Consider the following 22,678-nt stretch of genomic DNA (forward strand, 5'->3'; position numbering starts at 1 on the left):
CGTGCGGATCATCAAGATCGGCAAACGACAGTTCGCCTTAGAGCTGAACTGGAACGATTCATTCGGCGACGACGCCCAGGAAGCGGTTCTTGCCGCCAATGGGGAATCAACCCCGAGTCTCTACACCGTCGTGGAAGGCCACGATGGTGATTGCGTCCTTGGCTACGCAAAGGCAGGGGATACCAAGGGGCCTGTCTATAGCTATGCGCAGGCCCTGGCAAAGCGGGACGCTGATGGCGTCTACGCAGCTCCGCTCGGTGCTGGGCAGGTATGGTTCGTCGCGATTATCAAGGGCGTTGTCGTTGCGGGTTCAGACCGAACCATGGAGGCCTTCGAGGCGGAGGACGAAGTCCGCGACATTTTGCGGAACGCGAACATCCCGCTTTTCGCTGCTGACGGCTGCCTTGCGGATCTTGACGATCTGCTTTCGTCGCGTAGCAGGGAAGTCATTCCCTTCGACCTTGAGAAGATCGTTGCAAAGATCAAGGTCAAGCCGCTCAAGCAAACCGTCAGAGCTGGCAACTCGCTCGTAGGTGCGCTTGTCCTAGCCGCAGTGGTAGCGGGCCTTGGGTACGGCGGGTGGGCTATGTTCTTCAAGAAGCCGGATAGCGCCGTTGATCCGGTCGTCATGGCAGCTGAGGCGCGCGCGGCATATATCGCCGCGGCGGGCATGGAGTTGGCCAATCTACCGGGAGACGCGGAGTGGGCAAGCAACGCGTACAGGGGCTCGATCCTTAGCTTTCCATCCGTAATCAGTGGATGGGTTCTTGACGGTGTCACATGCCAGCCAACTAGCTGCAGCGGCATCTACTCGCTCGACAAGACTGCATCGGGATACTCCATAGCTGCGGTCTACAAGCTCTTCGATCGACAGAACGTTTCGCTCTTGCCGGACAAGAAGAGCCTGAACGTCAGGATCGAAGTGCCGGTGCGCCCTTCTGCTCCATACACCGAAGAAGAAATCTACAACCCGGCACCGAGCACTACCGATGTGGTTGATGTGCTGGGCGCACTCACCATGAAGTTCGCTGAAGTCATGGTTGATGGTGAGGTCAAGTCGGAGACCTTGAACCAGGGGCTGTCGGCTCCTGCCGATGCGCCGATGCTCTATCGCGAGACCTTCGCTACCAAATACACGGAAGCGATCGACCTTGTCATGGTGCGGACGCTCACCGCCTTCATGGCGGAAACGGGCTTCGTTGCCAACACGATTTCGTATTCCAGGGGATCCGGAGCGGTGTCGCCTTCCTGGCGCATCGAATGGGTCCGCGTACACGGTGGTGACCGATAAATGAGCAATCCGCAGGACAATCTTCCGGAAATCTATGGTTCCAGGACCTGCCAGCTACTGGTTCAGCTTGGTCGGATCACCAGTCAAGATGCTGATCGTGCGCGGGATGACGCTAGAAAGAATGGTCTTCAGATCGAAGACGCTCTGCTGCGCACCAACATTGCGACCAAAACTGATCTCCTGGAAGCGGCATTCGAGCTCGGTTCATTCCTCGCGGCAGGGATGCTTACCGAACTGCCGGAATGGACGGTAGTGCTCAATGACGCTGGCCAGGAGCTGGGGCAGGCCGGCGCGCGTGACCAGGACGTTGCAATCATTTTCAACAGTCGGGATCAGCACAAGCGTGTGTTCTGCCTGTCCGTCGGCCATTTGCCCGATCAAGGGAAAATGCACCTGCGCTCCAAGGTTCGGCGCGCCGGTTACAAGGTTGCGGGACAGATCAATGTAACCCGGGAGTTGATGGATCTCGTATACGGTCGCTGGGACAAGATCAGGTCTGGCAATGGCAATGGCAATGGCGAGGGTGAGTCAGAATCCAAGCTGCACGAGAAATTTGATTCCATTGGACGGTTGGCTCTGGCCCTGAAAGCGTCAGACATCCATATCTCCAACACCATTGACGGCGCGGCTGTCTCGATGCGTGTCCATGGCGACATGCAGAAGGTCGAGGAGTTGTCGTCGGAGTTCGCGACATCTCTTGTCTCGTCTGTTTACAACACTCTGGTCACCAGCGATTCCGTGAAAGAAGGGTTCAACCCTCAACGGAATCAGGACGGTGCCATCGAGCGTGTGTTCGACGGCAAGATGGTTCGTTTCCGCTACTCGGGCCTCCCGTTGAGTCCTAGCGGTTTCGACGTGACGCTCCGAGTGATTCCGGTCGATGTTGATGAGCGCACTGTTGACCTGGCTGAGCTTGGGTACTCGGCTGACCAGCAGGAGCAGTTCCGGCGCATGTTCGGGCGATCTTCGGGCCTGATTCTGATTGCTGGTACCACAGGTTCGGGCAAGTCGACCACTTTGGCCAACCAGCTGGAGAGCCTTGCAGCCTCGCGACCAGGCAAGAAAATCCGTACGGTAGAAGAGCCGGTCGAGTACCGCATTCGTGGCGTTTATCAGACTCCGGTCAAACGTGTCCCGGGTCTCGCCGATCCCTTCCAGGAAACTCTTCGCCAGATTCTTCGCTCTGATCCGGACGTTCTTGGCGTTGGCGAAATCCGTGACTCAATCACGGCAGAGCTGGCAATTCATGCGGTTCGATCTGGCCACTTGGTTGCATCGACGCTGCATGCTGATGGTGCACCGATATGTTTCGAGCGCCTGATTGGTATGGGTGTGGGAAGGCAGAGTCTTGCGCAGATCAACCTCGTCGCAGGTCTCGTGTACCAGAAGCTGCCGCAGGTCCTTTGTGCTGAATGCGCGATTGAGGCTGCGGACGTCGTCAACAAGCCGATGACCCCGGAAACCGAGGCAATGATGAAGCGGCTGCATGTCATCCAGGGTGGAAAACTGGAAGGCATCTATCTGCGTAATCCCCGAGGGTGCTCGAGCTGCGATGGTAGGGGTGTGATTGGTCGTACGGTGTGTGCGGAAATCATGCGGCCGACACCGGAAATGGTTGGAGCAGTCGCTGCAGCAGACTCCATGGGCTTGTGGAGACACTGGCGCGCACAAATCAAGCATGACCAGCCGGAGAACATGACCGGCCGGACAGCTTTTGAGCACGCAATCTACAAAATGCGTCAGGGCCTCATCTCGCCGGAATCGATTGAAAGCGAATTCCACTATCTAGACGAATTTCAGTTCCCCGAAGACATCACGCTCCCTGCCAGTGGCGAAGAAAAGCCATATGCGGAGGCCGCTTGAAGCTCCTCAAGAAGAAGGCTGGCAAACGGCGTTTGAGCAAGTTTGGTAAGTGGAGTGTGCGATCGAGCTTTTCGGTCAAGCGCAGATGTGCGTTCTACAGCGATATGGCCTCCTTCACCAAGGAGGGCATAACCCCGTTCCATGCGTTGCAGCGGATTCTCAAGGTATCCAAGCCTCGGAAATCCTTGCGCTGGTTGGTCAACGTCCTTGATCCGGCCGTCAAGGCCATGGAAGGTGGTTCGTCGAGTTTCGCAGCAGCGATTGCGCCTTGGGTACCGGCGCAGGAAGCGGCAATGCTTGATGCGGCAGAGCGCAGTGCGCAGCTTCCGGAAGCCCTGAAAGAGCTGGCTGTCCTGCTAGATGTTCAGAGCCAGGTGAGTGGGGCGCTGGTCACCAGCCTTGCACCTGCTCTGGGCAAGCTGACGGTCATGATCTTGTTGATGGTCTACATACTCAACACGGTCATGAAGGAGGCTGCGGGACTGATTGCACCAGAGGTGTTCAATAAGCTGACACTCGCGCCAATCTACTTTGCATTTGGTCGTGGGTTCTTGATGGCCCTGCCGTATCTGGCAGTGATCACTGTCGTTGGTGTCATCGTGGTATCGATCTCTCTATCCAGGTGGAGGCCTTCAAAGGCTCGTATCTGGCTTGATCGTCACTTGCCCCCATACACGCTCGCGACGCGGGTTCAATCGAGCTTTTTCCTGATCTCAGCTGCTTCGATGATGGAGTCGGGCGCGACGTTCAAGCAGGCAGTGAATCAGATCAAGACCAACTCGAATGCCTGGACGAAGGCCCATCTCAATCGTGTCTTGGTCCGTATGACGGATGGCCTCTCCGAAGCGCGATCACTCCAGACGGGTTTTCTGCCCTGGGATGTTGAGGATCGTCTGTCGATCTACGAACTCCTGGAAGACTTCAAGCAAATCATGCGAGTCACCGCTCGTGACTCCATGCAGATGTTGCTCCGGAAAGTGAAGCTGATCGGCTACGTCCTGAATGGAGCGGCGACAGTTCTTCTAGGAGTTTTCATCATTTTCACAATTTTCTCGATTGGTGAAGTAGCGCTAGAAACCCAATCGTCCATCAACCAGTCCCAGCGCGCCAACTAAGACCCATCAACTAAAGGAATACCCCATGAACATCAGCACTCGCATCCAGCCCCGTTTCGCAAATCGCAAGAACCAGAAGGGCGTCACCCTGATCGAGTTGGCGATCGCCCTGGCCATCATCGGCGCCTTGGTGTTCGCGGTCTTCTACATGGTCGGTGTCGTTCAGAACAAACGCATCACCAGTACCGAGTCGCAGTACCTGAACATGATGTCGGCTGACCTGCGTACCAAGTTCTCCGGTCAGGCCTCCTTTACTGGCCTGAACGCCGCGAACCTGATCCGCCTGAACATCGCTCCACGCCCGATGGTTACTGGCACGACGCTGCGTAGCGGCTTCTCGACCGCGGTGACCGTAGGCCCGGCCAACGTCAATGGCGTTGCAGACGATGGCTTCGAGTTCACCTATCTGGTTCCGAGCGACAATTGCTCTGACTTCGTGATGGCAACTGAAGGTGCGTTCTCCCGCGTGACCGTTGCTGGCACCGTTGTAAAGAACACTGCCAGCGGCGACAACCAGATCACCGTTGCCGACGTCGCCGGCTGCAACGCGACCGGCACGTCCAATGCCAACGTCACCCTGCTGTTCGCCCAGGGCCGGTAATAGGAAGGAGCCGCGTCGATGATGCGCAACGCTAACCGTACGCGGGCTCAGCAGGGCGGTTACGCCCTGCTGGGCACCCTCTTTGCACTCGCCATTCTGGTGTCCATCGTAGCGATGGGTATGCAGTTGGCGACGCGCTATACGCTTCAGAAGCGCGCTGAGATTGAGGGTGTAGCCCTCGGTCAATTCGCAGTTGGCCTCCGAGGGTTTGTCGCTGCCGCCCAGGCCGACTCATCTCTCATCCCAGCTGGCCCCCAGGCGGGGGTGAACTGGTTGAAGGCACCCACTTGCGGCGGCCTTGGTAGCAACCCGACACAGGGATACGTGCCGTGTAGTTTTACCGGTGCGACCTTCGGCAAGCTGTACAGCACCAGCTTCACCTATGTAGCCTCCACGAATCAGATCACGGTGCGGACCAGCTTCTCGGTCTCGACTCCCGGCAACTACAACGCTCAGGACGCCATCCTGATGGCAGATCGACTGGTCCAGACTGCGACCAGCCAACAGTCGTTGCCAAACAACGGTATGTTCTATCAGGCCTTTGCGAACGTACCTGCCACGGCCTCTGGTCCGCCCTCGGGCGCGGCCATCTATAACCCTGGTGCAGATGCCGGTCGGGTGGTTGCTCTGGTGAACAACGCGCCGTCGAACGACGTCTGGCTGCGCACTGACGGTACCAACCAGATGATGGCCAACCTCAACATGGGCGGGATGAGCATTGGTAACGCCCGTGATGCTCGATTCACCGGGCGTGTCCAGGTCGACAGTGGAATGGTCGTGACCTCAGGTACAACTGACTTGCGTGGTGGTTTGGTAACTACCGATATTGCATTGACTAGCGTTGGCAAAGCCGCGTCACAGGGTATCTACGATGCCCGTGTTCTGACCGGCGCCGCAGACTATTGGATCAACAAGCCGGACTGTAGTCAGGCAGGTGGCCTGCCATCCATCTATGTCGGCCTGCAGAGCTCTGGCACCATCAACGCTTCTGGCTATAGGGCCGACGCTTTGTATGAAGCGCGAGCTGATGTGTATGACTCGGGCGGTTCCTGGAGAGTTGTACCGGTCGTTCGAGGGACCAAGTTCGACATCAGCAACAACGGCACGGACCTGATCTTCAACAAGAGCGTCGTCGAACTCAGTCCTGCTGATCAGCGCCTCGTTGCCTTTATTCGATGCAAGTGACCCTGGGGGACACATGAAGTCTATTGAGATCAGGCTTGTTGGTTGGTTCCTCAGTGACGACTTTGGGATATCAAGCTGCGCAATTGTGGCGCACATGACCGGGTTGCCTTACGAGTGGATGGGCGCGCCGTCGGACACGGGGGATCTGGGTCGCTGTCTGCGCCTGCTCAAACTGATCCCCGAATGGGAAGGCAGAATCTCCGAGATGGCAAACTATGGGCTGGGCTGGGAACACCTAGTCGGTAGGTGGTCCGAGCTAAAGGCCACGATGGAAGACGAGGTTGGTATCGACTGGCGGAAGGGACGGTCTGCGCCAAAGACGGCAGCACTCATGAAGGCCCAGGGCAAGACAGCCGCGTAACTGAAAGCGCATAAGCTGGGCCTGGGTTCCTTGTTCCATTTTCTGCGGTGACTGGGTCCGCGTCCAAATAGATACTTAGGGGGCGTTGTATCCCTAACTCCCGTCGTCACCAGGGGGGGTTAGGGTGCAGCTTATCGACGAGCAGCCACTAACATTCACTACATCAAAACCATACCGGCGTTGCCGATGGAGGCTGTTGTGAAATTAAAGGCCATCTTGTTCTGCAAGGTCGCAGTGGTCTTGCTTGCTGCAAGCAGTGTTGCAGGGGCGAGTGGGGCCGATACGAAAGGTGATGTCACCAGCACCCAACCAAATGGCGTGAAGTATGGCCGCCAAGCTTGGGCCGACTCAACGTTGAATGGTGGCATTGCGGATAAGGTTCCGGGTGGAGGCGTGGTTATCGGTCTGCCGGGGCCATGTGATTACGACCCCAAACGTTGTGATCCACCAGATGCAGGTGGTGGTGGTTCAGGCGTGGTAACCCCTCCTGTAGTGACAAAATCATTCACGCACACCTTCTCTGGAAAGTGGTCTAACGGAACTTCCATTGGCAGCTTGTATGAGATGGGTAGCTTTGCTCTACCTGATGCACCGGGGAACTCGAAGGCGCTGATCACGATAGATTCGCTAACCAAGTTGAGCGGCTGTGGTGGCTTCGACACGGCCAGTTCATTTGCGACATGGTGGCCCAATGACTATTCAAACTGGGATGGCCCCGGGGCATGGGGCGGGTCGATGTCGGCTCCGCTATACGCATGCCCTTCGAGCTCTGCTTACTCCTACCGTGTCGAGTACACAGTCATTTACCCGTAACTTCGGCACCATTGTGTGCATGCGTAAGGAATTGTCGCGATGCGCACGGCGGAAACGAGTGTCCATCGAGGAGCACCGCCGCCGGTAGTGGGCATGACGCTCGCAACACTTACTGCGGGAAGCTCGTATGGAGCGCGATGAGCAGATATCCGCTCTGAGTTCGTGACCACGAGGGCTGTTGGAGCCCTGAACCGACAACTTCATTTAGGCGTTCTACATATGAACAGATCTATCAAAGCGATTATGTTGGGGGCGGTCACGATCTCCGTCGCAATGGCGCTCGCATCGCCATCCAGAGCAGGTGAGCCAATCAAAGGTGAGGTCACAACAACTGAGCCGAAGAAGGTCCAGTACCCGCGGCAGAATTTGCCGGACTCGACTCATCAGGGTGGTCGCCCTACAACTATTCCGCCAACGAAAACCGTTCCAATGCCGGATCCTTGCGTAAGCAAGCCGGAGCAGTGCGTCAAATAGCGCTGGAAAAGTCTGGTCTTCGCTGATCCCCAGCAGACCTCGATGTAGTCGGATAACCCCCTTGCAAAGGGAAGTCCTGTCATGTGAGTGGTAGAAGATGATCGAAAAGTATTTAAAAGCTTCAGCAGTCCTCGCGGCGCTCATCGCAACTGGGAGTGTCAACGCCCAGTACAACCCCACAGGCTCAGTTACGAACCAGCAGCCGAATCGCCCCACTATTAACCGTGATCACGCATATCGGGATTCAACCATCGCTGGGGGAACGGGCGTCAGCCTTCCTTCGGCAAGTACCCCAATGCCAGATATTTGCGTCAAGTTTCCTGCGCTGAAGGCTTGTCAGCCAACTTCCCCGAGTCCTCCAACTGGTGGTGGCGGTGGTGCGGGCCAACCTCCACCGAAGTATGCGCTGGTGGGCCGTTGTGGCCTGCAAGTCAAGACACCTTCTGGTGCAACAATCCTACAGCTTGGTCCTGGATTTGGTGACAGGAGCTGCAATAGCGAGAGCCTTGTTTGGAACACCACAACCAGCGGTACGATCGGCCTTGTGTTTGAGGTAGGAGACACAGGCACGACTGGTGCGACAGGTGGCTATTACGCTACGTGGGAAGAAACATCTAGTCAGGATTGGAATTTTGACTGGACAGGCATTTGTGCGGGGATAAAGCTCCAGCGTTGCTATCCGACCTTTGGGACAGCAGCCGTCGGAACCCGCGTCAACGAAGCTGTGACCGTTACGGTCACTCACAAGACCTCTGGCGAGAAGCATGTGCTCAACTACAAGATGAACCTCTACATATGTGGAGCGATAGTCAAGAATCAGAAGTACGGCTGCGCATAACGCAACAGGTTAGCCATAAGGACAGGCCTCATCACTTGGTGGGGCCTGTCCATTTCTGGGCATGGACCGGCTGGACCGTAACCTACCTGTTGTCGGCGGCGGTTGTGATACATCGACTTGGTTGGTTGCGACTATCGTTGTCTGCGACTTTCAACGTTTCCTGCGCCTTCCCACTATGGGTGACCTCCCCCCTGTTGATGTACCTGCATGTGTGGCGCGAGCCGCCGATCACTATCGCGCCGATGGCTCTCGCGTGCTCGCAGCTATACGAGCAAAAGGCGGCAAGTCTCGCGAGATTCGATTCCTACCCAACGGCGAAGTGGAAGTCGGGATATCGGCGATTCCTGGTAAGGAAATAGCCCCGCTCGCGGCAAATGGGATCACCGCCAGGATGCTGGCAGACGACGATTGTTTGAACGTCACCATCTACACCTACATCTACCAGCGGGACACCATTCTTGCGTCCCAGCCGAGACAGGTAGGCCCTGCTTCTCCCGCACCAGCGGCTCGGTCGACCATGCGGGGCTCAAGGAGAGAGCAAACGCCTCAGGTCATGCAGTGCATCGCCGGTGCTGCTGCCCGCTACTCGCTGCCGCTGCCGGTGTTCCGTGCAGTCCTCAAGACCGAGGGCGGCTGGGATGGTCTGAAGAAGATAAATACCAACGGCTCCTATGACATGGGAGTGGCGCAGATCAACACCATCCATCTGCCAGAGCTCCGCAAGTACGGCATCAGCGAGCAGCTGCTCGTGAACGACTCCTGCACGAACGTCCACGTGGCCGCGTATCGGCTGCGATCTGAGATCAACCGAGTCCCAGATTTCTGGGTGGGCGTTGGGAACTATCACTCGCGGACCCCCCACTTGAATCGCGCCTACCAGGCGCGCGTTCGCCGAAACATGGCCAAGCTCTGAGCAGCATGGCCCCAACCACGAATCAACTGCAGGCGGCACTCGGCCGTGTGCTCGCAAGAGGAAACATATGATGATTAAGGGTATCGATCGGCTGGCCATGCTCCCGAAAACTGATTGGCCGCGGGTGACGGACATCAGGATCCCATTGCAAAGCGGGCACGTGAAGGGAAGCGGCTCCCTCAAGGCCGACCTCGCCGGAGCGATCTGCTTTGCCGGCAGCACCAGGGCATTCCGGTTCGTCGAAACGGCGGACATGGAGTCGTTCCTTCGCTCCAAGGAGCTGATGGACCAGGTGAATCTGCATCATGGCCAGGGGAAACGCCGCTTTCGAGTAGACGTCGGCGAAAGCTGCTTTCGTGTGCAAGTCGGCACCCATGCGGATGGCAGTGATCTGCAGCTCCGTGTGCTGCCCAAGGAAACGCCGAGTCTGGCGGAGTTGCAGATGCCGGCAGCGTGGCGTGAGCTGATGCTCTGCGAAGAGCTGCTTGAGGGGGGGCTTGTGCTGATCGCCGCGCCACCGGGGCAGGGGAAGACTACCACTGCATCCGCCATGGTCCGCAGCAGCCTGGAACGCTTCGGTGGCCATGCAAACACCATCGAAGACCCGATTGAGCTCCCATTGCAGGGCGTATGGGGTGATGGCATCTGCATTCAGCGGCCGGCTGATGCGATGTTCGAGATGGAACGACCAGGCGAGGGATACTACAGGGGCCTGCTCGAAGCGCTCCGCCAGTACCCCGCGGTCAGCGGTGGGGCAACCACTCTCTTCGTTGGTGAGATCCGTGATCCACTGACCGCCGCCGAGACCCTGAAGGCGGCCAGCAATGGCCACCTGGTAATCGCGACGATGCACGCCAAATCCATCGACGCAGCGGTCTCCAGGCTGATCTCGCTTGCAACCGGCAGTGACGGGATGCTGGTGTCCAACGTCCGGGAGATGCTTTCTGAGAACCTGAGGGCTGTGTTCTACCAGCGCCTGATGTGGAAGCTAGATGGCGTGTCTCTTGGCTGGAGCGCAGCAAGCGTCACCGGGTCGGCGCTTTGGTCTGAAGGTTACAACTCCACTGTTGCTGCGGCGATCCGCGATGTTAAGCTCAACGATGTGCGGACCTTGGCCGAACGGCAAACGGCAGCTGTCAATGCCCAGGGCGATGGGTCGCCGGCGGAGGGCAGCGTCATCGAGCGCCTTCAAGCGGCTGCGGCCCAGTAACCCCTGGAAGTACATCGCACAGCATGTGGATCAATCAGCTCACCGTCCTCAGTCTTGAGTTCGCGGACCCCTCCACCTGGGGGGACCTCTTTGCACAGTGTCAGGTGGACTCGCCTGCCATTGGCCAGTCCAAGGCTATTGGCTTCCTACCGCTCCAGTACGGGGCGAAGTTCGTGGACAACATCGATCGGCACCACGCGTTCCTTGGCGCGCAGACCGAACGCAAGGCCCACAAGGACGCCATCGATCGCGAAGTCCGGCGTCGGTTCAAAGGTGAGCTAGCTGACGAAGGCGAGACGAAGGCTGCCTATGCGCAGGTAGCTTCCGAACTCAACGGCGGAGCGCCGGTGCGTGAGAAGTCTGTACCGGCGGTCTATGACGACTACACCAAGCGCTTGTTCGTTTTTGGATCGCCGTCGGTGGCCGAGGACATCGTTCTGGCCGCGATGCGCCAGGCCTTGGGAAGCCTTCATGCCTTCCCGACCACTTTGCGCGAGGCGCCGCAGGCGAAGCTCACCAGGTGGCTGGCTGAAGGCCAGGCGCCAGAACCCTTCCTCATCGGCCGAAATGCAGAGCTGCAGGCAGACGAGAGCGAGGCCGGTAAGACAACCTTCAAAGACCAGGATCTGTCCGGTGAGATCATCCGCCAGCACGTGGAGCGTGGGGATGAAGTCATCTCGCTGCAGTTGAGTTGGCGTGGGCAGCTTGAGTTCACGGTGAATTCCAAGGGGGAGATCAGGAAGATCGCGCCACCCGAATGCACGATGAAGCCCCAGCACGCCATGAACATCTGGCCGGACATCATGGACAAGCTGCCTCAGTTCTACGAAGACGTTCTTGCACTTCTGGGTGGCGCGCGGGACATCAATGCGCCGATGGAAGTCAAAGAGCGGGAAAAGACAGGCAAGGGCAAGGCCGTGGCCGAGTCGGCAAGGGCGCCCGGACGTCCAGCGGCGCCCGCAGAAGATGGCGAAGCGATAGTGGAGACCGTCACCCCGGTTCAAGAGGGTGGGCTGTGCCTTGGCATCGTGGCGGAGGGTGGGAGAGATCAAGCGATCACGTTTGTCGCGGCGTTGGACCAACTACTGGCTAAGCGGCCGACCCTGAGCGAGATCCTAGTTCCGGCCATCAAGAACGATCTGATGCGTCGTGCGTTCGCCTGGGGCAAAGATAAAGGGCTCAAGGTCTCCATCGTTGATGCTCGAAACGAGGAGGATCGGCGCCGGTTGCTGTTTGACAAGAAGCCGCGAGGAATCCTGCTCTACGGGAAGGGCAACGAGGTCAGCGCTACCGATGACTGGGCGGAGGTCAGGCAGGTGCCGGTGATGCGGCTAGGCGGGGCGACGTAGTTCTAAGGCGTAGTTCCAACTGGCCGAATACGGGCGCCAGTTAGGGCGCAAGCTTGGTCGCCGGCGAAGGGACAATTCATCTCGCGCGTCGGACTCTCTCTCTATCCACCGAAGCGCATCGATCCCTGGAGGCTCGCGACGTTCAACTGTCCCGGGCTGCTTTATGAGGCCTGGCATGGTTCGCTCCCTTCTCGCAGCACTGATTGTCCTCGGTATCCCGTCTTTGGCGACGGCAAATACAGGCCGGCTGGCCACGGACCCACCGGATACTGCTCAGTGCGTGACCCACGCTGCGCAGACGTTCCGAGTCCCGGAACTGCCGCTCTGGGCGCTTCTCGACGTAGAGGGTGGCCGAGTCGGGGCCGTTAGCCGGAACACCAATGGGTCCTATGACATAGGTCCCATGCAGATCAACTCGACCTGGTTGCCGACCCTGGGACGATCTGGGATCAGTGAGCGGATGGTTCGTGACAACTTGTGCATGAACATCTATGTGGGAACATGGATCTTCGCAAAGGAGCTCCAGCGGCATGGCGGGGATATGCCGAAGGCCTTTGCTACCTATCACTCGCCAACACCCAGGTTCCAGTATCGCTACCTCGGCTTGATCCAGTCGGCTCTCGAGAAACGAGTAGGCCGGATGAAACAGGAGGCTGCACTGGCGCGGGGTTCGTAGGCACTCATCGGAGAGCTATCGTGCAAAGCCAGAACAGCAAGATCGACCAACTCGTAGGCCGGCTCAGCGAGCTGCTAACCCCCTTCAATTGTGTCGGGTTCCGGTTGGACTACATCGTCAGCGGTAATGGCGCAAACCGTCGGTGCCTGATTCCCGATCGCTTTGGCGCTGGAGGGCGGGGGGCATTTGTCTCCAATCGGGACAACATTCGGCCCAAGGGGCTGAAGACACTCCACGCCACGTTGAACATCCCTGAGGCTGTGGGTAACGAAATCTTGGATGTTGCCCTCGAGCTGTCGGAGATCAACGACATGGGGGCCTGGGCGTTCTCGACGGATGAGCGCGAACCTCGTGTGGCTGGCCGGCATGCGGTTGGTTCTCGTGGCTGTGATTCCCTGCCCGGCTACACGGCCGACATGGACAACTTGCGCGATGCACTCGCACAGATCAATGCCATCGACATCGTGACGCACACCGCTCATTCCGCGAAGAAGGGTACCAACTACAAGGCTTGGTTCTACTTCCACGACGCGGCTGGGGAGCAGGTATGTTCGATCGCGAACAATCACCTGGCTATGATCATGAGGGATTGGATGAGCGATGACGAACAGAAGAAGATCGAGGCGGACCGCCGAATGGGGCGGTGGGCTAATCAGGTCAATGCTGATCGAGATCGTTTCGTTGAGGCCGCGCGCATCCTTCTACAGTTCCACGCTTACTTGGGCGTTACCAAGATTGACCTCGGGATCTGAAGTCATGCATGACATTTTCGTCACTGGGGTTAGCACTCGCCGGGAACGTTCGCGTCTTCGCCGATCCAAACGGCTATCGACATTGGGCGCAGTGGTGACAATGTTCGCGGGGGCCTTGATTGCTCTTGGCGCCATGATTGGCACTGTCAGGGTGAGCGGCTGATGAGTCGAGGAAGAGCCGCCTGGACAGAGGCCCTGTCCTCGCGCGTCCCGGCAACTGCACCAAGACCATCTACAGCAAAACGCATGAAGCCAGCGACTGCGCTGGCGGCGATCGCAAGATCGGTCACCAGGAAGCCGAGTCAAACCGAACGACTTCAGCGGTACCTCAGCGACATTGACTGCATGGAGGCGGCGGACGCCAAAATTCCAGAGCGGCAGGTCATCCATATGGTCCCAGTGCCAAAGCCGCGCATGTCGCAGAAGGATACCTGGGAGAAGAGGCCTTCCGTCATGCGGTACAGGGCGTTCTGCGACGAAATCCGCTTGCGAGGGGCCAAGCTACCCCACGCGTATCGCTTGCTCTTCGTGATGCCGATGCCCGAAAGCTGGCCAGAAGAATACCGGCAGGCCATGGACGGGAAACCGTGTCTGCTGAAGCCGGACGCTTCCAACTTGGTGAAGGCCACCGAGGATGCACTATGTAAGAGAGACGAATGCCTTCACAACATCGGCGCGATAAAGCGCTGGGGATCTGAAGGCCGGATCGAAATCATCAAGGTTGGCCAGGATTACAGCTAGGGAGTTTGGGGTGGATCGTTTTTCGAGGACACTCAATGAGTGCATTGACACGCCCGTGCATGTCCGGGGACGTTCGTAATGGCCCGCCAATCCGTCAAGGCCTTTGATGCTACGGGTGACCTTTTCCCGCAGCCAGCTGAGTCCACCGGTGCAGCGCCGACGCCCATTGCATCGGCGCGAAGGCGCAAGGCGCTGGTCATGTCAGGGTTCAACCCGACGGAGGAACAAGCGCTCGGTGCTGAGATGTACCTAACCGGCGAGAGCTTGCGATTGGAAGCGCTGGCCGGGACTGGCAAGACCACCGAACTGCGATACTTGGCCTCGCTCGGGTCTCCGCGCGGGGGGAAGATCCTGTACACGAGCTTTGGTTCCAAGAACGTGCGAGACGCCAAGGCAAAGTTCCCCTCCAGCTGCAAGGTGATGACCAACCACGGGCTGGCATTCGCTGTGGGAGGGCAGTACCAGCGTGACGGCCGATTGATCGGAAGGCTCTCCCCCTTGGAGCTTGCTCGACACTTCGGTTGGACCGAGGACATGTTCGCGCCTCGTACCAACCTGATCGGTGGCGCACATGCGGTAATCGGGACTCTCAACGCCTTCCTGCAAAGCTCGGACACCCTCGTCCTGCCCGTCCATGCCATAGGTCCTTCGCGCCAGGCATGCCGCGGCAACGCCATGGCTGCAGGTGCGATGCTGCGTTTGCTAACGGACCTAGCGGCTTCTGTTTGGCAAGAGATGATCGCCGGAGACACCCTCCCTGTGACGCATGACGTCTACCTGAAACAATGGGCACTCGGTAAACCACGGCTGGACGCTACAACAATCTTCCTTGATGAGGCCCAGGACACATCCGAGTTGATGGTTGGAGTGCTGCGGGAGCAAGAGCATGCACAACTCGTAATCGTCGGTGATCGGCGCCAGTCGATCTATAAATGGCGTGGAGCGCTGGACGCGCTGGATGCGTTCGACATCAAGAACACGGCATACATGACGCAGTCGTTCCGTTTCGGCCCAGAGATTGCGGACTTCGCCAACACAATCCTGTCCAGACAGTGCGGCTCCGATGTGCTCCTGCGCGGAGACCCTAACCAACCCGGTATCGTGGGCCCATGTCGGGAGCCCAAGTGCTATCTGGGCAGGACGAACGCGTCGCTGATTGGCGAGCTCTTCACCATCGCTGACGAGAACCCGGGCGCAAAGGTGGGAGTAGTCGGGGGCGTTGATGACCTGGTGCAGCTAGTGCAAGGTGCAGACCGGCTGATGGAAGGGAGGGCATCTTCCCACCCAGAACTTGCTGAGTTCTCGCACTGGGAAGAAGTCCGGTCGGTTGCCGAGAACGAGGGTTACGCCCACCTGCGCAAGCTCGTGCAGTTCGTCGAAACCTACGGGCCGGCGCGTCTGGAGAGCAAGCTGCAGAGCATTCGGGGAAACGAGAATGACCCGGAGGGCTGCTTTGCGGTGCTATCCACGGCCCATAAGGCCAAGGGTGCCGAGTTTTCATCTGTTGTGCTGCTGGACGATTTCGTCCCGATGGGCCCCCCCGAGAATCCAGGGCTATTCGGATGGACGCCGGAGGAGGGAAACCTTCACTACGTTGCCGCGACGCGAGCACGTAAGCACCTTGATGTTTCGTTGTGTCAGGCGGTGCTGTCCACTGCTCCCGATTGGTACCGCAGCGTCCCAGCCTTGGACGATGACGGCGACACGGACACCCCAATGGCCCCGGCGTACCTTGGCACTCTGGACCTGCCTGCAGGTGAAGTGAGTGGGTTCTCCGAAGCCATGAGTGGTTTCATGGATGAGGGATTGATCGAGGGGGCTGCACCGTCACTGCTGCGGGAGGGACGGTGGTTACATCCGCTGATTCCTGGAGCGACGGTCGATGTCAGCTTTGACGAAGATAGCCACTATCGCGTTGTTGTAAGCGCGATGGGATTCGAGCTCTTCAGTTCATGCGGAGAGGTGGTGCATGTTGAGGACAATGATCGTTACGCTGTCGTAGGCGTTGGCACTGGCGAACTTGCCGTGCCCTTTGAAGCGATTGTCGCCTAACCCCCCTCCAGAACCTTGGAGTTAAGGTGTTGCGGTGCTCCAGTAGCACGCTAATCTAACCGGGCTCGCAAACAACGCCGCCGCTCAGAACCCCCTGGCGCCGGTGCATTTGAGCAGTCCTTTTCCCCCCTGTTAAGGACTGTTCAATGCGAGTAGCCCCGCACATCCCATGCGGGGCTCCCTCAAGGGTTTGAGTTCTCGAATTCTTGAGGGAGCCTCGATGCAGGCCTGCCAAACCTTCGCTGGCATGCATAGGCATAGCATTCTTCCGGATTGATCCGGTAAGACGCCGGCTAACCGGCACACTTCAGGTCAATCGACCAATCATCCCGTGGGGACACGCTTCCCCGTCCAAGGGATTGCTGTCTCCACCCTACTTGGAGACAGCATCATGGAAACCGAAATCTACACAGCGGCCTGGGATCAGACGAAGCCTCTCATGACGTCCACCTTGGCGTCGATTGCGACCGCACTGGGCAATTACGGGCTTGCATTGGGTGGAATCGAGGAAAGCGGTGATGAAGAGTTCTCTTTGATAGCCAGCGTCCTGAAGGACAGCAGCGCAATCGGCTACATGACCTTCACGCTGCACGATGGCGACGTCCACGGTGAAGAGGGCTTCGGCACAACGTTGTCTTGGGAGGGTTCACAGGGTGAACTCGCCGCCCACCGTTGGGCGCCGTTCGCTCATACGGACGATGCCTTCAACGAAGACATCGCAGAGATTCTTCGCCGTATCACGGAAGAGTTGGACGTGTCAGTGGTTGTCGAATATGCGGTAACAGACCTCCTTGATCTGTCAAAAACCGAGTAATCGGTCAGCCTCAAGCAGAACGTCAAGCAAACACATTAACCACCCCGGCCAGGCACCTTCCCTTGGGGAGGTGCTTCGCCAATCTATGGAGAAGTAAAAAATGTTGACCCTCAAGAAGATCGAACTCAATAGCCGCCTGAGCGAAGAAACCCTCTGCTTCTCGGCAGAAGTCTTTTGGCTCGGCCGCTACATCGGAATAGCCGAGAATCGCGGCAATGGCAGCGAAACCTGGGTGCGTAACTACGGGGAGCAGAACAACGCCACCGCCCAAGCCGACCAGGTTGCAGCTGAGGAATGGGCAAAGACCCAGCCATTCCTCGATGAGTACGGCGATCAGTTGTCGCTCAGTGGGACGCCGGACTTTCATGACCTCCCGAGCTACGTTGATTTCTTGGTCGCCGAATGGGACATCCAGCGCACCTACAAGCGCACGCTGACCCGGAAGTTCAAAACCGAAACGTGGTTCGAGACGACGGAAGGAAATGTCATGGTGATCAAGAGCGCCTTCACCGATGCTGTGGCTGCACACGTGGCCAGCAAGTATGCGGGGGCAGTGATCTTGAACTCCCTTCCGATCGAGGAAGCCGTCGCAAAGGTCATCAAGGCCGATGTGGCCCAGATGAAGATCGAACGTGACAAGAAGGGCAGTAACTGACTGCCGGGCCGCTCACCCCCCATTGGGGTGGGCCGGCCTTACCTTGAGCCCTGCGTGCAGGGCTGAAGATAGGGTCGCTCCTGCCAAGATTCGCGGCTTGTCCGCAAAGACACCGGCTCACCGGAACACATTGGCCAACTTCGGCCGCCACCCCGCAGGGACATGCTTCCCGCATCGGGGCCTGCTCTCTGCATTCAATGGAGACAGCAACATGAAGAAGACCCTCATCCGTGTAACCCTGGAAATTGAGGTGTTCGATAAAGCCGCCTTCCGAGCTGCAGCCATCGAAAAAGCCAAGAAGGACGGGCTGGAAGTAGGCGATGAAGCCGGGTTTGATCCGAAGGATCTAGGACGGTGCGCAATGATGCTCATCGATCCGGGCGTGAGCCCGCCGGGCTGCCAGATCGAGGAGTCATGCGCGGAGAACCTTGGCAGCGTCGGCACCAGTTTTGGTGGCGATGAGGAAGATGAAGACGAAGACGAAGACGAAGACGAAGAAGAGGAGGACACTGAGATCCTCGCGACCGTCGGCCTCAAGCCTTCGCATGGCCAATAGTCATGAGGCAAGAAACCATCACGTTGAGAGGGCCGCACGGGCACTTTGATGCCTGTGTGCGGACCGGCCAGATCGTTACCGCCGGCAGCAGGATGCCTCGGGCGTACCAGTCGTATCGCTCGGTCGATGTCCAAGAGTTCCGTAGCTGGTGCCAGGAGCACCTGCTCGGGGATGTTCGGGAAACGTCAATCCTGTGTGTCGGGCTGCACCGTACCAGCGGCCAGTTTGAGGCGCCGGCCGACGTCTTCCGCGAAGAATGGGCAGCAATGTACATGGGCGGGATCGATGTAGACCTAGCGTAAGCCATGCTGTTGCGGCGCTGCACGTACCAGACACTTACTTAGCAACCACCACCACCCAAGCGGGGAGATAGACCTCCCCCATGGTGGGGGAGGCTTCCCCTGCAGTTTTAGGAGAAGAGCAATGCAAGGTCTCGCACGTACCAACTACTTCCACGTCAAGGATGCGGCACTGTTCATGGCAATCATGGCTCGCTACGAGGTCCAGGTTGTGCAGCAGGAAGATAAGGGTCTCTTTGCCGTGATCTCGAACACTGACGATGGGGGCTTCCCGACGCAGTACGTCTTCGGCGAAGAGTCCCATCTGGAGTTCTTCCAGAATGTTGCAAGCAAGGGAATCACGTTCGATGTGAAGGATCGCGACCTGCTTGGCAAGCATGTGATGGACGCCGCGGTTGCGGCAGAAATTGCTCTGTCCGATCAGGACCTTGAGTTCGGATGCGATGCGATCGCGCGGGATGATTTTATCGACATCGATCTTGACTTCCCGTACTTCGTGGCCACCCATCTGGTTGACGGGGAAATCCTCGTCTATACGGTCACAGGCTATGAGAAAGGGCGAGTTGGCTGGGGGTATTCTGGCGCGATCCGCGGCGGTGACCTCGAGTACATCCAGATCGATATTCACGACATCTATGCGATGGCGGAGAAGAAGTTCGGGACGAAGCCAACGGAAGTGCGCAACTGATACGTCAGCCCCTCATGAACGCTCCAGTTCAATGAGGCTGGACGTAGACAGTCCAATGTAGTTCCCCAAAGCCCGGTCTTATGACCGGGTTTTTTCTTGTGACGCTGAGCCGCTCTGCGAAGCGGTTGCGTCCGAGTGAGTGTTGCCGGCGACGGTGAAGTCCGGGAATACGCTTAACCTATTGAATCATCGCGGCGGTTAGCCAACGCTTTTGGCTTCAGTAGGCCATACGATTCATTGGCAAATTAGCTGGTGGATCCATGGAAAACCAGAAAACGAACACACAACCCGTCGTCTCCCCTGCGGAGGCCTGGTACTTGGCCACTGGCCAAGCCCTTGAGCGCGCGATGCGAATCGCAGAAGCCACGTTGCCGGACAGCGGTAGCGAGGTCGTCAGTGAATATCGAGGTCAGGTGCTTCGGCAGCTCAGCGAAGCTGCTGACGATTCTTGGCGGCAGTTTGTCCAGCACAGTGATCGTCCGACGACTCGGCTCACGCGCGACGCTGTCATTGTCGAGTACGACGAAGCACGCTCCTTGCCCATGATCCGCTGGCCGGTTGAGCAAGGCGATAGCAGCTGGGGCATCCTCGATCTGGAGACGCTCGTCGGCGGAGAGTCGGCAACGATTGCGACCCCATTCCGAAAGGTGGATCTTGCAAGGCTTGGGGAGGGTCACCAGGTCGTCCAGATCCGCGACCGGACACATGTTGCAACTGGTGCGCTGGTAGAGATGCTCACGACGGCCCTGCGGGATGCGGAGACAGCCTTCGTGGCTGCAGATATGCAGGCCGGCTGGCGGCGCCAGCTCCAGATCATCAGCCTATATCGTCAGGCAGCGTCGCTTGCCCACCACTCCTTGCGGCCCGATGAGTTCAGCAACTGGAAGGCTTTGATGCCGCCGCTTGATGACCTTGGCAGCGCATCAGCAACGATCTGCAGCTATGCGACCAGTTCACGAGCAATGCTCGCCATGGCAGTCCACCTGGTGGCGCAGTGGCTCCAGGCATGTGCTGACGGCTGCGAGGCCCTGCCGATCGATGAGCGGTCGCAGGTCTATAGGGACCGTGTCGGGTACTCACGCGACACCCTCGGTCTCGCCCTGGATGGCATGAATCGCGCTGTAGGAAAAGCACACTGGAAGGGGGACGGCCGGTTCGACTGCATGGTCGTATTCCGGTCGGAGCAGTACGACATCCCGGTACTCGCCCTGATTCCGTCTGTCGCGACACCAGCCCCGACTCTCCTGGCAGGTAAGAGTCGGAAGACCACGCAGAAGGTCTAACTTTTCAACGGCATCTTGGTGCATAGGCTAAGACCCAATCACATCGAATAAGAAGAGAGAGCAGTGCATGGCCAGAGGGGTGAACAAAGTAATTCTCGTCGGCAATCTCGGCAACGACCCGGAAACCAAGTACACCCAGGCAGGCATGGCGATCACCCGCATCAGCTTAGCGACCACGAGCGTGCGCAAGGACCGTGACGGCAACCAGCAGGAGCGCACCGAATGGCATCGCGTGGTGTTCTTCGGAAAGCTCGGCGAGATCGCCGGCGAGTACCTGCGCAAGGGTAGTTCGGTCTACGTCGAAGGCGAGCTGCGCTACGACAAGTACACCGGCCAGGACGGCGTGGAGAAGTACACAACCGACATCGTCGCCAACGAGATGCAGATGCTCGGCGGCCGTGGTGAAGGCGGTGGCGGTGATCGTCCGCAGCGCCAGTCGGCCCCACGTCAGCAGCAGGGTGGCGGCCAGGGCGGTTATGGCAACCAAGACCAGGGCGGCGGCTACGGCGGCGGTCAGCGCCAGGCACCGCAGCAGCAGTCGGCACCGCCAATGGATGATTTTGCCGACGACGATATTCCCTTCTAGGACACCTATCCTCACGCTTTGTAGCTAATGGATCCAGGAAGCCCCTTCTACTAAGGGGCTTTTCTATTTTTTGCTCACTACTTTTGTAAAATAAAATGGTATAGTCATTCATATGTAGTAAATGTAGAAAAAGACCTTATGTCCTCGCTTGCGATGCGCGTGATGAATCAAGGTGAGCGCGTGCCACTTCTGCTGGACGATCAGGGGCTTCCTGTGTTCTACCCGACGCTCTTTGCGACGGCGCAGTTGCGCAACGCCGGAGCGGCCGTCAATACGATTCGAAACGCTCTCACGCACATCCAGGTGCTCCTTCGATGGGAGATGCAGGAAGGACGCAACCTCGTTGACGAGTTCACGGGTGGGACGTTCCTTTCGTTGCCAGACATCGTGTCGCTGCGCGATTTCGCGAAGCTGGACATGCGATATGTGGGCGCTAGAGAAGACACCGAAGTGCGCTCGGGCAACGTGGTGGCCTTTTCTGATGCACGGGTAGGCCCGACGGTGGCGCGTCCCTCGGTGACCCAGCGAGTGGCCTACAACCGCATGACGACGATCGCGGACTACCTGGAGTTCCTCGGCGGCGTCATCATCCAGCATCGCAACTCTGCGGAGTTTGCGCACGATTTGGCTGAGATGGGCAAGCGCATTCGAAAGCACCGCCCACGAGGGTCCAAGCACGGACTCATTCAGACGCCGGTCGAGAAGTCGCCTGATCCAGGGGTGGTCAAGCGGCTGCGGGAAGTCATCGCCATCGGGAGCGACGAGAACCCGTTCAGCGATCCGACGATCCAGCTGCGGAATGCGATCATCATCGAGTTGTATCGAGTCACCGGCATGCGAACGGGCGAACTGCTCAGCCTTTGGGTGGAGCAGTTTCATCTTGGGCACGAGCCAAGCGTCAGCGTTCGACGCAATCACGATGACGTGCACGATCCTCGCGCTTATCAGCCGACCAGCAAAACGAAAGAGCGCATTCTGCCGATCTCGGACGAGCTCGCAAAGCTGGTCCAGCACTACATCCTTGAAGTGCGTGCACGCATTCCTGGAGCGCGACGACATCCCTACGTTTTCGTATCGCACAAGGCCGGGAAGACCTTTGGGAGGCCGCTGTCGAAGAATGGCCTGTACCGAGTCATCGAGCGAGTCAGCGCGGTCTCGCCAGAACTGGCGGGCATACATCCTCATGCACTGCGCCATCACATGAATTACGCGCTGTCGCTAGCGATTGATCAACACAATGCAGCGTCGCGTTCCAATGACGCCGAGCAGATCATTAGGGAGGGTCGCGAGCAGGACATTCGTGCACACCTCAATGGACATCGCAACAAGGAGTCGGGCAAGGTCTATAACGAGCGTCATATCCGTGAACAGGCCGACAAGGCCATGCGACTGCTTGGCAGCGCACTTGCTCGCAATAACGATAAGAAGGTGGGTGATGAAGGCAAGCGCTAAGGAAGGTCTGATCAAAGCGCCCTGAAGCTTGGATTTCAGCGTCGAGCGCTCGATCGACCTCGATTTGATCAAAATTGCGCCATTTCTGGCGGCTTTCGACGGGTTTCCCCG

At 58.3% G+C, this 22,678-nt stretch carries 22 protein-coding genes; all 22 read left to right on the forward strand.

Annotated elements, in window-relative coordinates:
• Position 1: 1 nt before the first annotated feature.
• Positions 2–1,291, forward strand: coding sequence for a hypothetical protein (locus ACVOLS_RS00885; protein ID WP_481544053.1), 1,290 nt, complete (start codon positions 2–4; stop codon positions 1,289–1,291).
• Positions 1,292–3,154 (forward strand): GspE/PulE family protein, encoded by a 1,863-nt coding sequence (locus ACVOLS_RS00890; protein ID WP_481544054.1) that lies wholly within the window; start codon positions 1,292–1,294, stop codon positions 3,152–3,154.
• Positions 3,151–4,269: a type II secretion system F family protein gene (locus tag ACVOLS_RS00895; protein WP_481544055.1), complete on the forward strand. Its 1,119-nt coding sequence runs from the start codon at positions 3,151–3,153 to the stop codon at positions 4,267–4,269. The genes ACVOLS_RS00890 and ACVOLS_RS00895 overlap by 4 nt, the downstream gene beginning before the upstream one ends.
• Positions 4,270–4,294: 25 nt before the next feature.
• Positions 4,295–4,870, forward strand: coding sequence for a type 4 pilus major pilin (locus tag ACVOLS_RS00900; RefSeq protein ID WP_481544056.1), 576 nt, complete (start codon positions 4,295–4,297; stop codon positions 4,868–4,870).
• A gap of 18 nt (positions 4,871–4,888) precedes the next feature.
• A complete protein-coding gene (locus ACVOLS_RS00905) occupies positions 4,889–6,055 on the forward strand; it encodes a hypothetical protein (protein ID WP_481544057.1) in 1,167 nt (388 codons plus the stop codon).
• Positions 6,056–6,068: 13 nt separating this feature from the next.
• On the forward strand, positions 6,069–6,416 hold the full coding sequence (locus ACVOLS_RS00910; RefSeq protein WP_481544058.1) for a hypothetical protein: 348 nt from the start codon (positions 6,069–6,071) through the stop codon (positions 6,414–6,416).
• 198 nt (positions 6,417–6,614) lie between these two features.
• Positions 6,615–7,229, forward strand: coding sequence for a hypothetical protein (locus ACVOLS_RS00915; RefSeq protein WP_481544059.1), 615 nt, complete (start codon positions 6,615–6,617; stop codon positions 7,227–7,229).
• Between the two features lie 571 nt (positions 7,230–7,800).
• Positions 7,801–8,541, forward strand: a complete 741-nt coding sequence (locus ACVOLS_RS00920; RefSeq protein ID WP_481544060.1) for a hypothetical protein — start codon at positions 7,801–7,803, stop codon at positions 8,539–8,541.
• 61 nt (positions 8,542–8,602) lie between these two features.
• Positions 8,603–9,454, forward strand: coding sequence for a lytic transglycosylase domain-containing protein (locus ACVOLS_RS00925; protein WP_481544061.1), 852 nt, complete (start codon positions 8,603–8,605; stop codon positions 9,452–9,454).
• Between the two features lie 70 nt (positions 9,455–9,524).
• Positions 9,525–10,664, forward strand: a complete 1,140-nt coding sequence (locus ACVOLS_RS00930; protein WP_481544062.1) for an ATPase, T2SS/T4P/T4SS family — start codon at positions 9,525–9,527, stop codon at positions 10,662–10,664.
• Positions 10,665–10,687: 23 nt separating this feature from the next.
• On the forward strand, positions 10,688–12,013 hold the full coding sequence (gene rdgC / locus ACVOLS_RS00935) for a recombination-associated protein RdgC (protein ID WP_481544063.1): 1,326 nt from the start codon (positions 10,688–10,690) through the stop codon (positions 12,011–12,013).
• A 175-nt stretch (positions 12,014–12,188) separates the two neighbouring features.
• A complete protein-coding gene (locus tag ACVOLS_RS00940; protein WP_481544064.1) occupies positions 12,189–12,689 on the forward strand; it encodes a lytic transglycosylase domain-containing protein in 501 nt (166 codons plus the stop codon).
• A gap of 20 nt (positions 12,690–12,709) precedes the next feature.
• Positions 12,710–13,441, forward strand: coding sequence for a hypothetical protein (locus tag ACVOLS_RS00945; RefSeq protein WP_481544065.1), 732 nt, complete (start codon positions 12,710–12,712; stop codon positions 13,439–13,441).
• Between the two features lie 246 nt (positions 13,442–13,687).
• Positions 13,688–14,182 (forward strand): RusA family crossover junction endodeoxyribonuclease, encoded by a 495-nt coding sequence (locus ACVOLS_RS00950; protein ID WP_481544066.1) that lies wholly within the window; start codon positions 13,688–13,690, stop codon positions 14,180–14,182.
• A 78-nt stretch (positions 14,183–14,260) separates the two neighbouring features.
• Positions 14,261–16,234: a UvrD-helicase domain-containing protein gene (locus ACVOLS_RS00955; RefSeq protein WP_481544067.1), complete on the forward strand. Its 1,974-nt coding sequence runs from the start codon at positions 14,261–14,263 to the stop codon at positions 16,232–16,234.
• 391 nt (positions 16,235–16,625) lie between these two features.
• Complete coding sequence (locus ACVOLS_RS00960; RefSeq protein WP_481544068.1) at positions 16,626–17,048, forward strand: hypothetical protein; 423 nt, start codon at positions 16,626–16,628, stop codon at positions 17,046–17,048.
• A gap of 100 nt (positions 17,049–17,148) precedes the next feature.
• On the forward strand, positions 17,149–17,703 hold the full coding sequence (locus ACVOLS_RS00965) for a hypothetical protein (protein ID WP_481544069.1): 555 nt from the start codon (positions 17,149–17,151) through the stop codon (positions 17,701–17,703).
• Between the two features lie 211 nt (positions 17,704–17,914).
• Entirely contained in the window at positions 17,915–18,259 is a 345-nt protein-coding gene (locus tag ACVOLS_RS00970) for a hypothetical protein (protein ID WP_481544070.1), read from the forward strand.
• A 423-nt stretch (positions 18,260–18,682) separates the two neighbouring features.
• Positions 18,683–19,246 (forward strand): hypothetical protein, encoded by a 564-nt coding sequence (locus ACVOLS_RS00975; protein ID WP_481544071.1) that lies wholly within the window; start codon positions 18,683–18,685, stop codon positions 19,244–19,246.
• Between the two features lie 260 nt (positions 19,247–19,506).
• A complete protein-coding gene (locus ACVOLS_RS00980) occupies positions 19,507–20,529 on the forward strand; it encodes a hypothetical protein (RefSeq protein WP_481544072.1) in 1,023 nt (340 codons plus the stop codon).
• Positions 20,530–20,596: 67 nt separating this feature from the next.
• A complete protein-coding gene (locus ACVOLS_RS00985; protein ID WP_481544073.1) occupies positions 20,597–21,115 on the forward strand; it encodes a single-stranded DNA-binding protein in 519 nt (172 codons plus the stop codon).
• Positions 21,116–21,253: 138 nt separating this feature from the next.
• The gene (locus ACVOLS_RS00990; protein ID WP_149500782.1) at positions 21,254–22,567 is read left to right on the forward strand and encodes a site-specific integrase; all 1,314 of its coding nucleotides are present in this window, start codon (positions 21,254–21,256) and stop codon (positions 22,565–22,567) included.
• The last annotated feature ends 111 nt before the right edge of the window (positions 22,568–22,678 follow it).

It is taken from the genome of Stenotrophomonas sp. STEN038 (assembly GCF_056759895.1).

What these genes read in the sequence shown, in the direction of transcription:
- ACVOLS_RS00890 (WP_481544054.1), top strand. Translation starts at nt 1,292, where the DNA reads ATGAGCAATCCGCAGGACAATCTTCCGGAAATCTATGGTTCCAGGACC.
- ACVOLS_RS00900 (WP_481544056.1), top strand. Translation starts at nt 4,295, where the DNA reads ATGAACATCAGCACTCGCATCCAGCCCCGTTTCGCAAATCGCAAGAAC.
- ACVOLS_RS00905 (WP_481544057.1), top strand. Translation starts at nt 4,889, where the DNA reads ATGATGCGCAACGCTAACCGTACGCGGGCTCAGCAGGGCGGTTACGCC.
- ACVOLS_RS00910 (WP_481544058.1), top strand. Translation starts at nt 6,069, where the DNA reads ATGAAGTCTATTGAGATCAGGCTTGTTGGTTGGTTCCTCAGTGACGAC.
- ACVOLS_RS00920 (WP_481544060.1), top strand. Translation starts at nt 7,801, where the DNA reads ATGATCGAAAAGTATTTAAAAGCTTCAGCAGTCCTCGCGGCGCTCATC.
- ACVOLS_RS00925 (WP_481544061.1), top strand. Translation starts at nt 8,603, where the DNA reads ATGGACCGGCTGGACCGTAACCTACCTGTTGTCGGCGGCGGTTGTGAT.
- ACVOLS_RS00930 (WP_481544062.1), top strand. Translation starts at nt 9,525, where the DNA reads ATGATTAAGGGTATCGATCGGCTGGCCATGCTCCCGAAAACTGATTGG.
- rdgC (WP_481544063.1), top strand. Translation starts at nt 10,688, where the DNA reads ATGTGGATCAATCAGCTCACCGTCCTCAGTCTTGAGTTCGCGGACCCC.
- ACVOLS_RS00940 (WP_481544064.1), top strand. Translation starts at nt 12,189, where the DNA reads ATGGTTCGCTCCCTTCTCGCAGCACTGATTGTCCTCGGTATCCCGTCT.
- ACVOLS_RS00950 (WP_481544066.1), top strand. Translation starts at nt 13,688, where the DNA reads ATGAAGCCAGCGACTGCGCTGGCGGCGATCGCAAGATCGGTCACCAGG.
- ACVOLS_RS00955 (WP_481544067.1), top strand. Translation starts at nt 14,261, where the DNA reads ATGGCCCGCCAATCCGTCAAGGCCTTTGATGCTACGGGTGACCTTTTC.
- ACVOLS_RS00960 (WP_481544068.1), top strand. Translation starts at nt 16,626, where the DNA reads ATGGAAACCGAAATCTACACAGCGGCCTGGGATCAGACGAAGCCTCTC.
- ACVOLS_RS00965 (WP_481544069.1), top strand. Translation starts at nt 17,149, where the DNA reads ATGTTGACCCTCAAGAAGATCGAACTCAATAGCCGCCTGAGCGAAGAA.
- ACVOLS_RS00970 (WP_481544070.1), top strand. Translation starts at nt 17,915, where the DNA reads ATGAAGAAGACCCTCATCCGTGTAACCCTGGAAATTGAGGTGTTCGAT.
- ACVOLS_RS00975 (WP_481544071.1), top strand. Translation starts at nt 18,683, where the DNA reads ATGCAAGGTCTCGCACGTACCAACTACTTCCACGTCAAGGATGCGGCA.
- ACVOLS_RS00980 (WP_481544072.1), top strand. Translation starts at nt 19,507, where the DNA reads ATGGAAAACCAGAAAACGAACACACAACCCGTCGTCTCCCCTGCGGAG.
- ACVOLS_RS00985 (WP_481544073.1), top strand. Translation starts at nt 20,597, where the DNA reads ATGGCCAGAGGGGTGAACAAAGTAATTCTCGTCGGCAATCTCGGCAAC.
- ACVOLS_RS00990 (WP_149500782.1), top strand. Translation starts at nt 21,254, where the DNA reads ATGTCCTCGCTTGCGATGCGCGTGATGAATCAAGGTGAGCGCGTGCCA.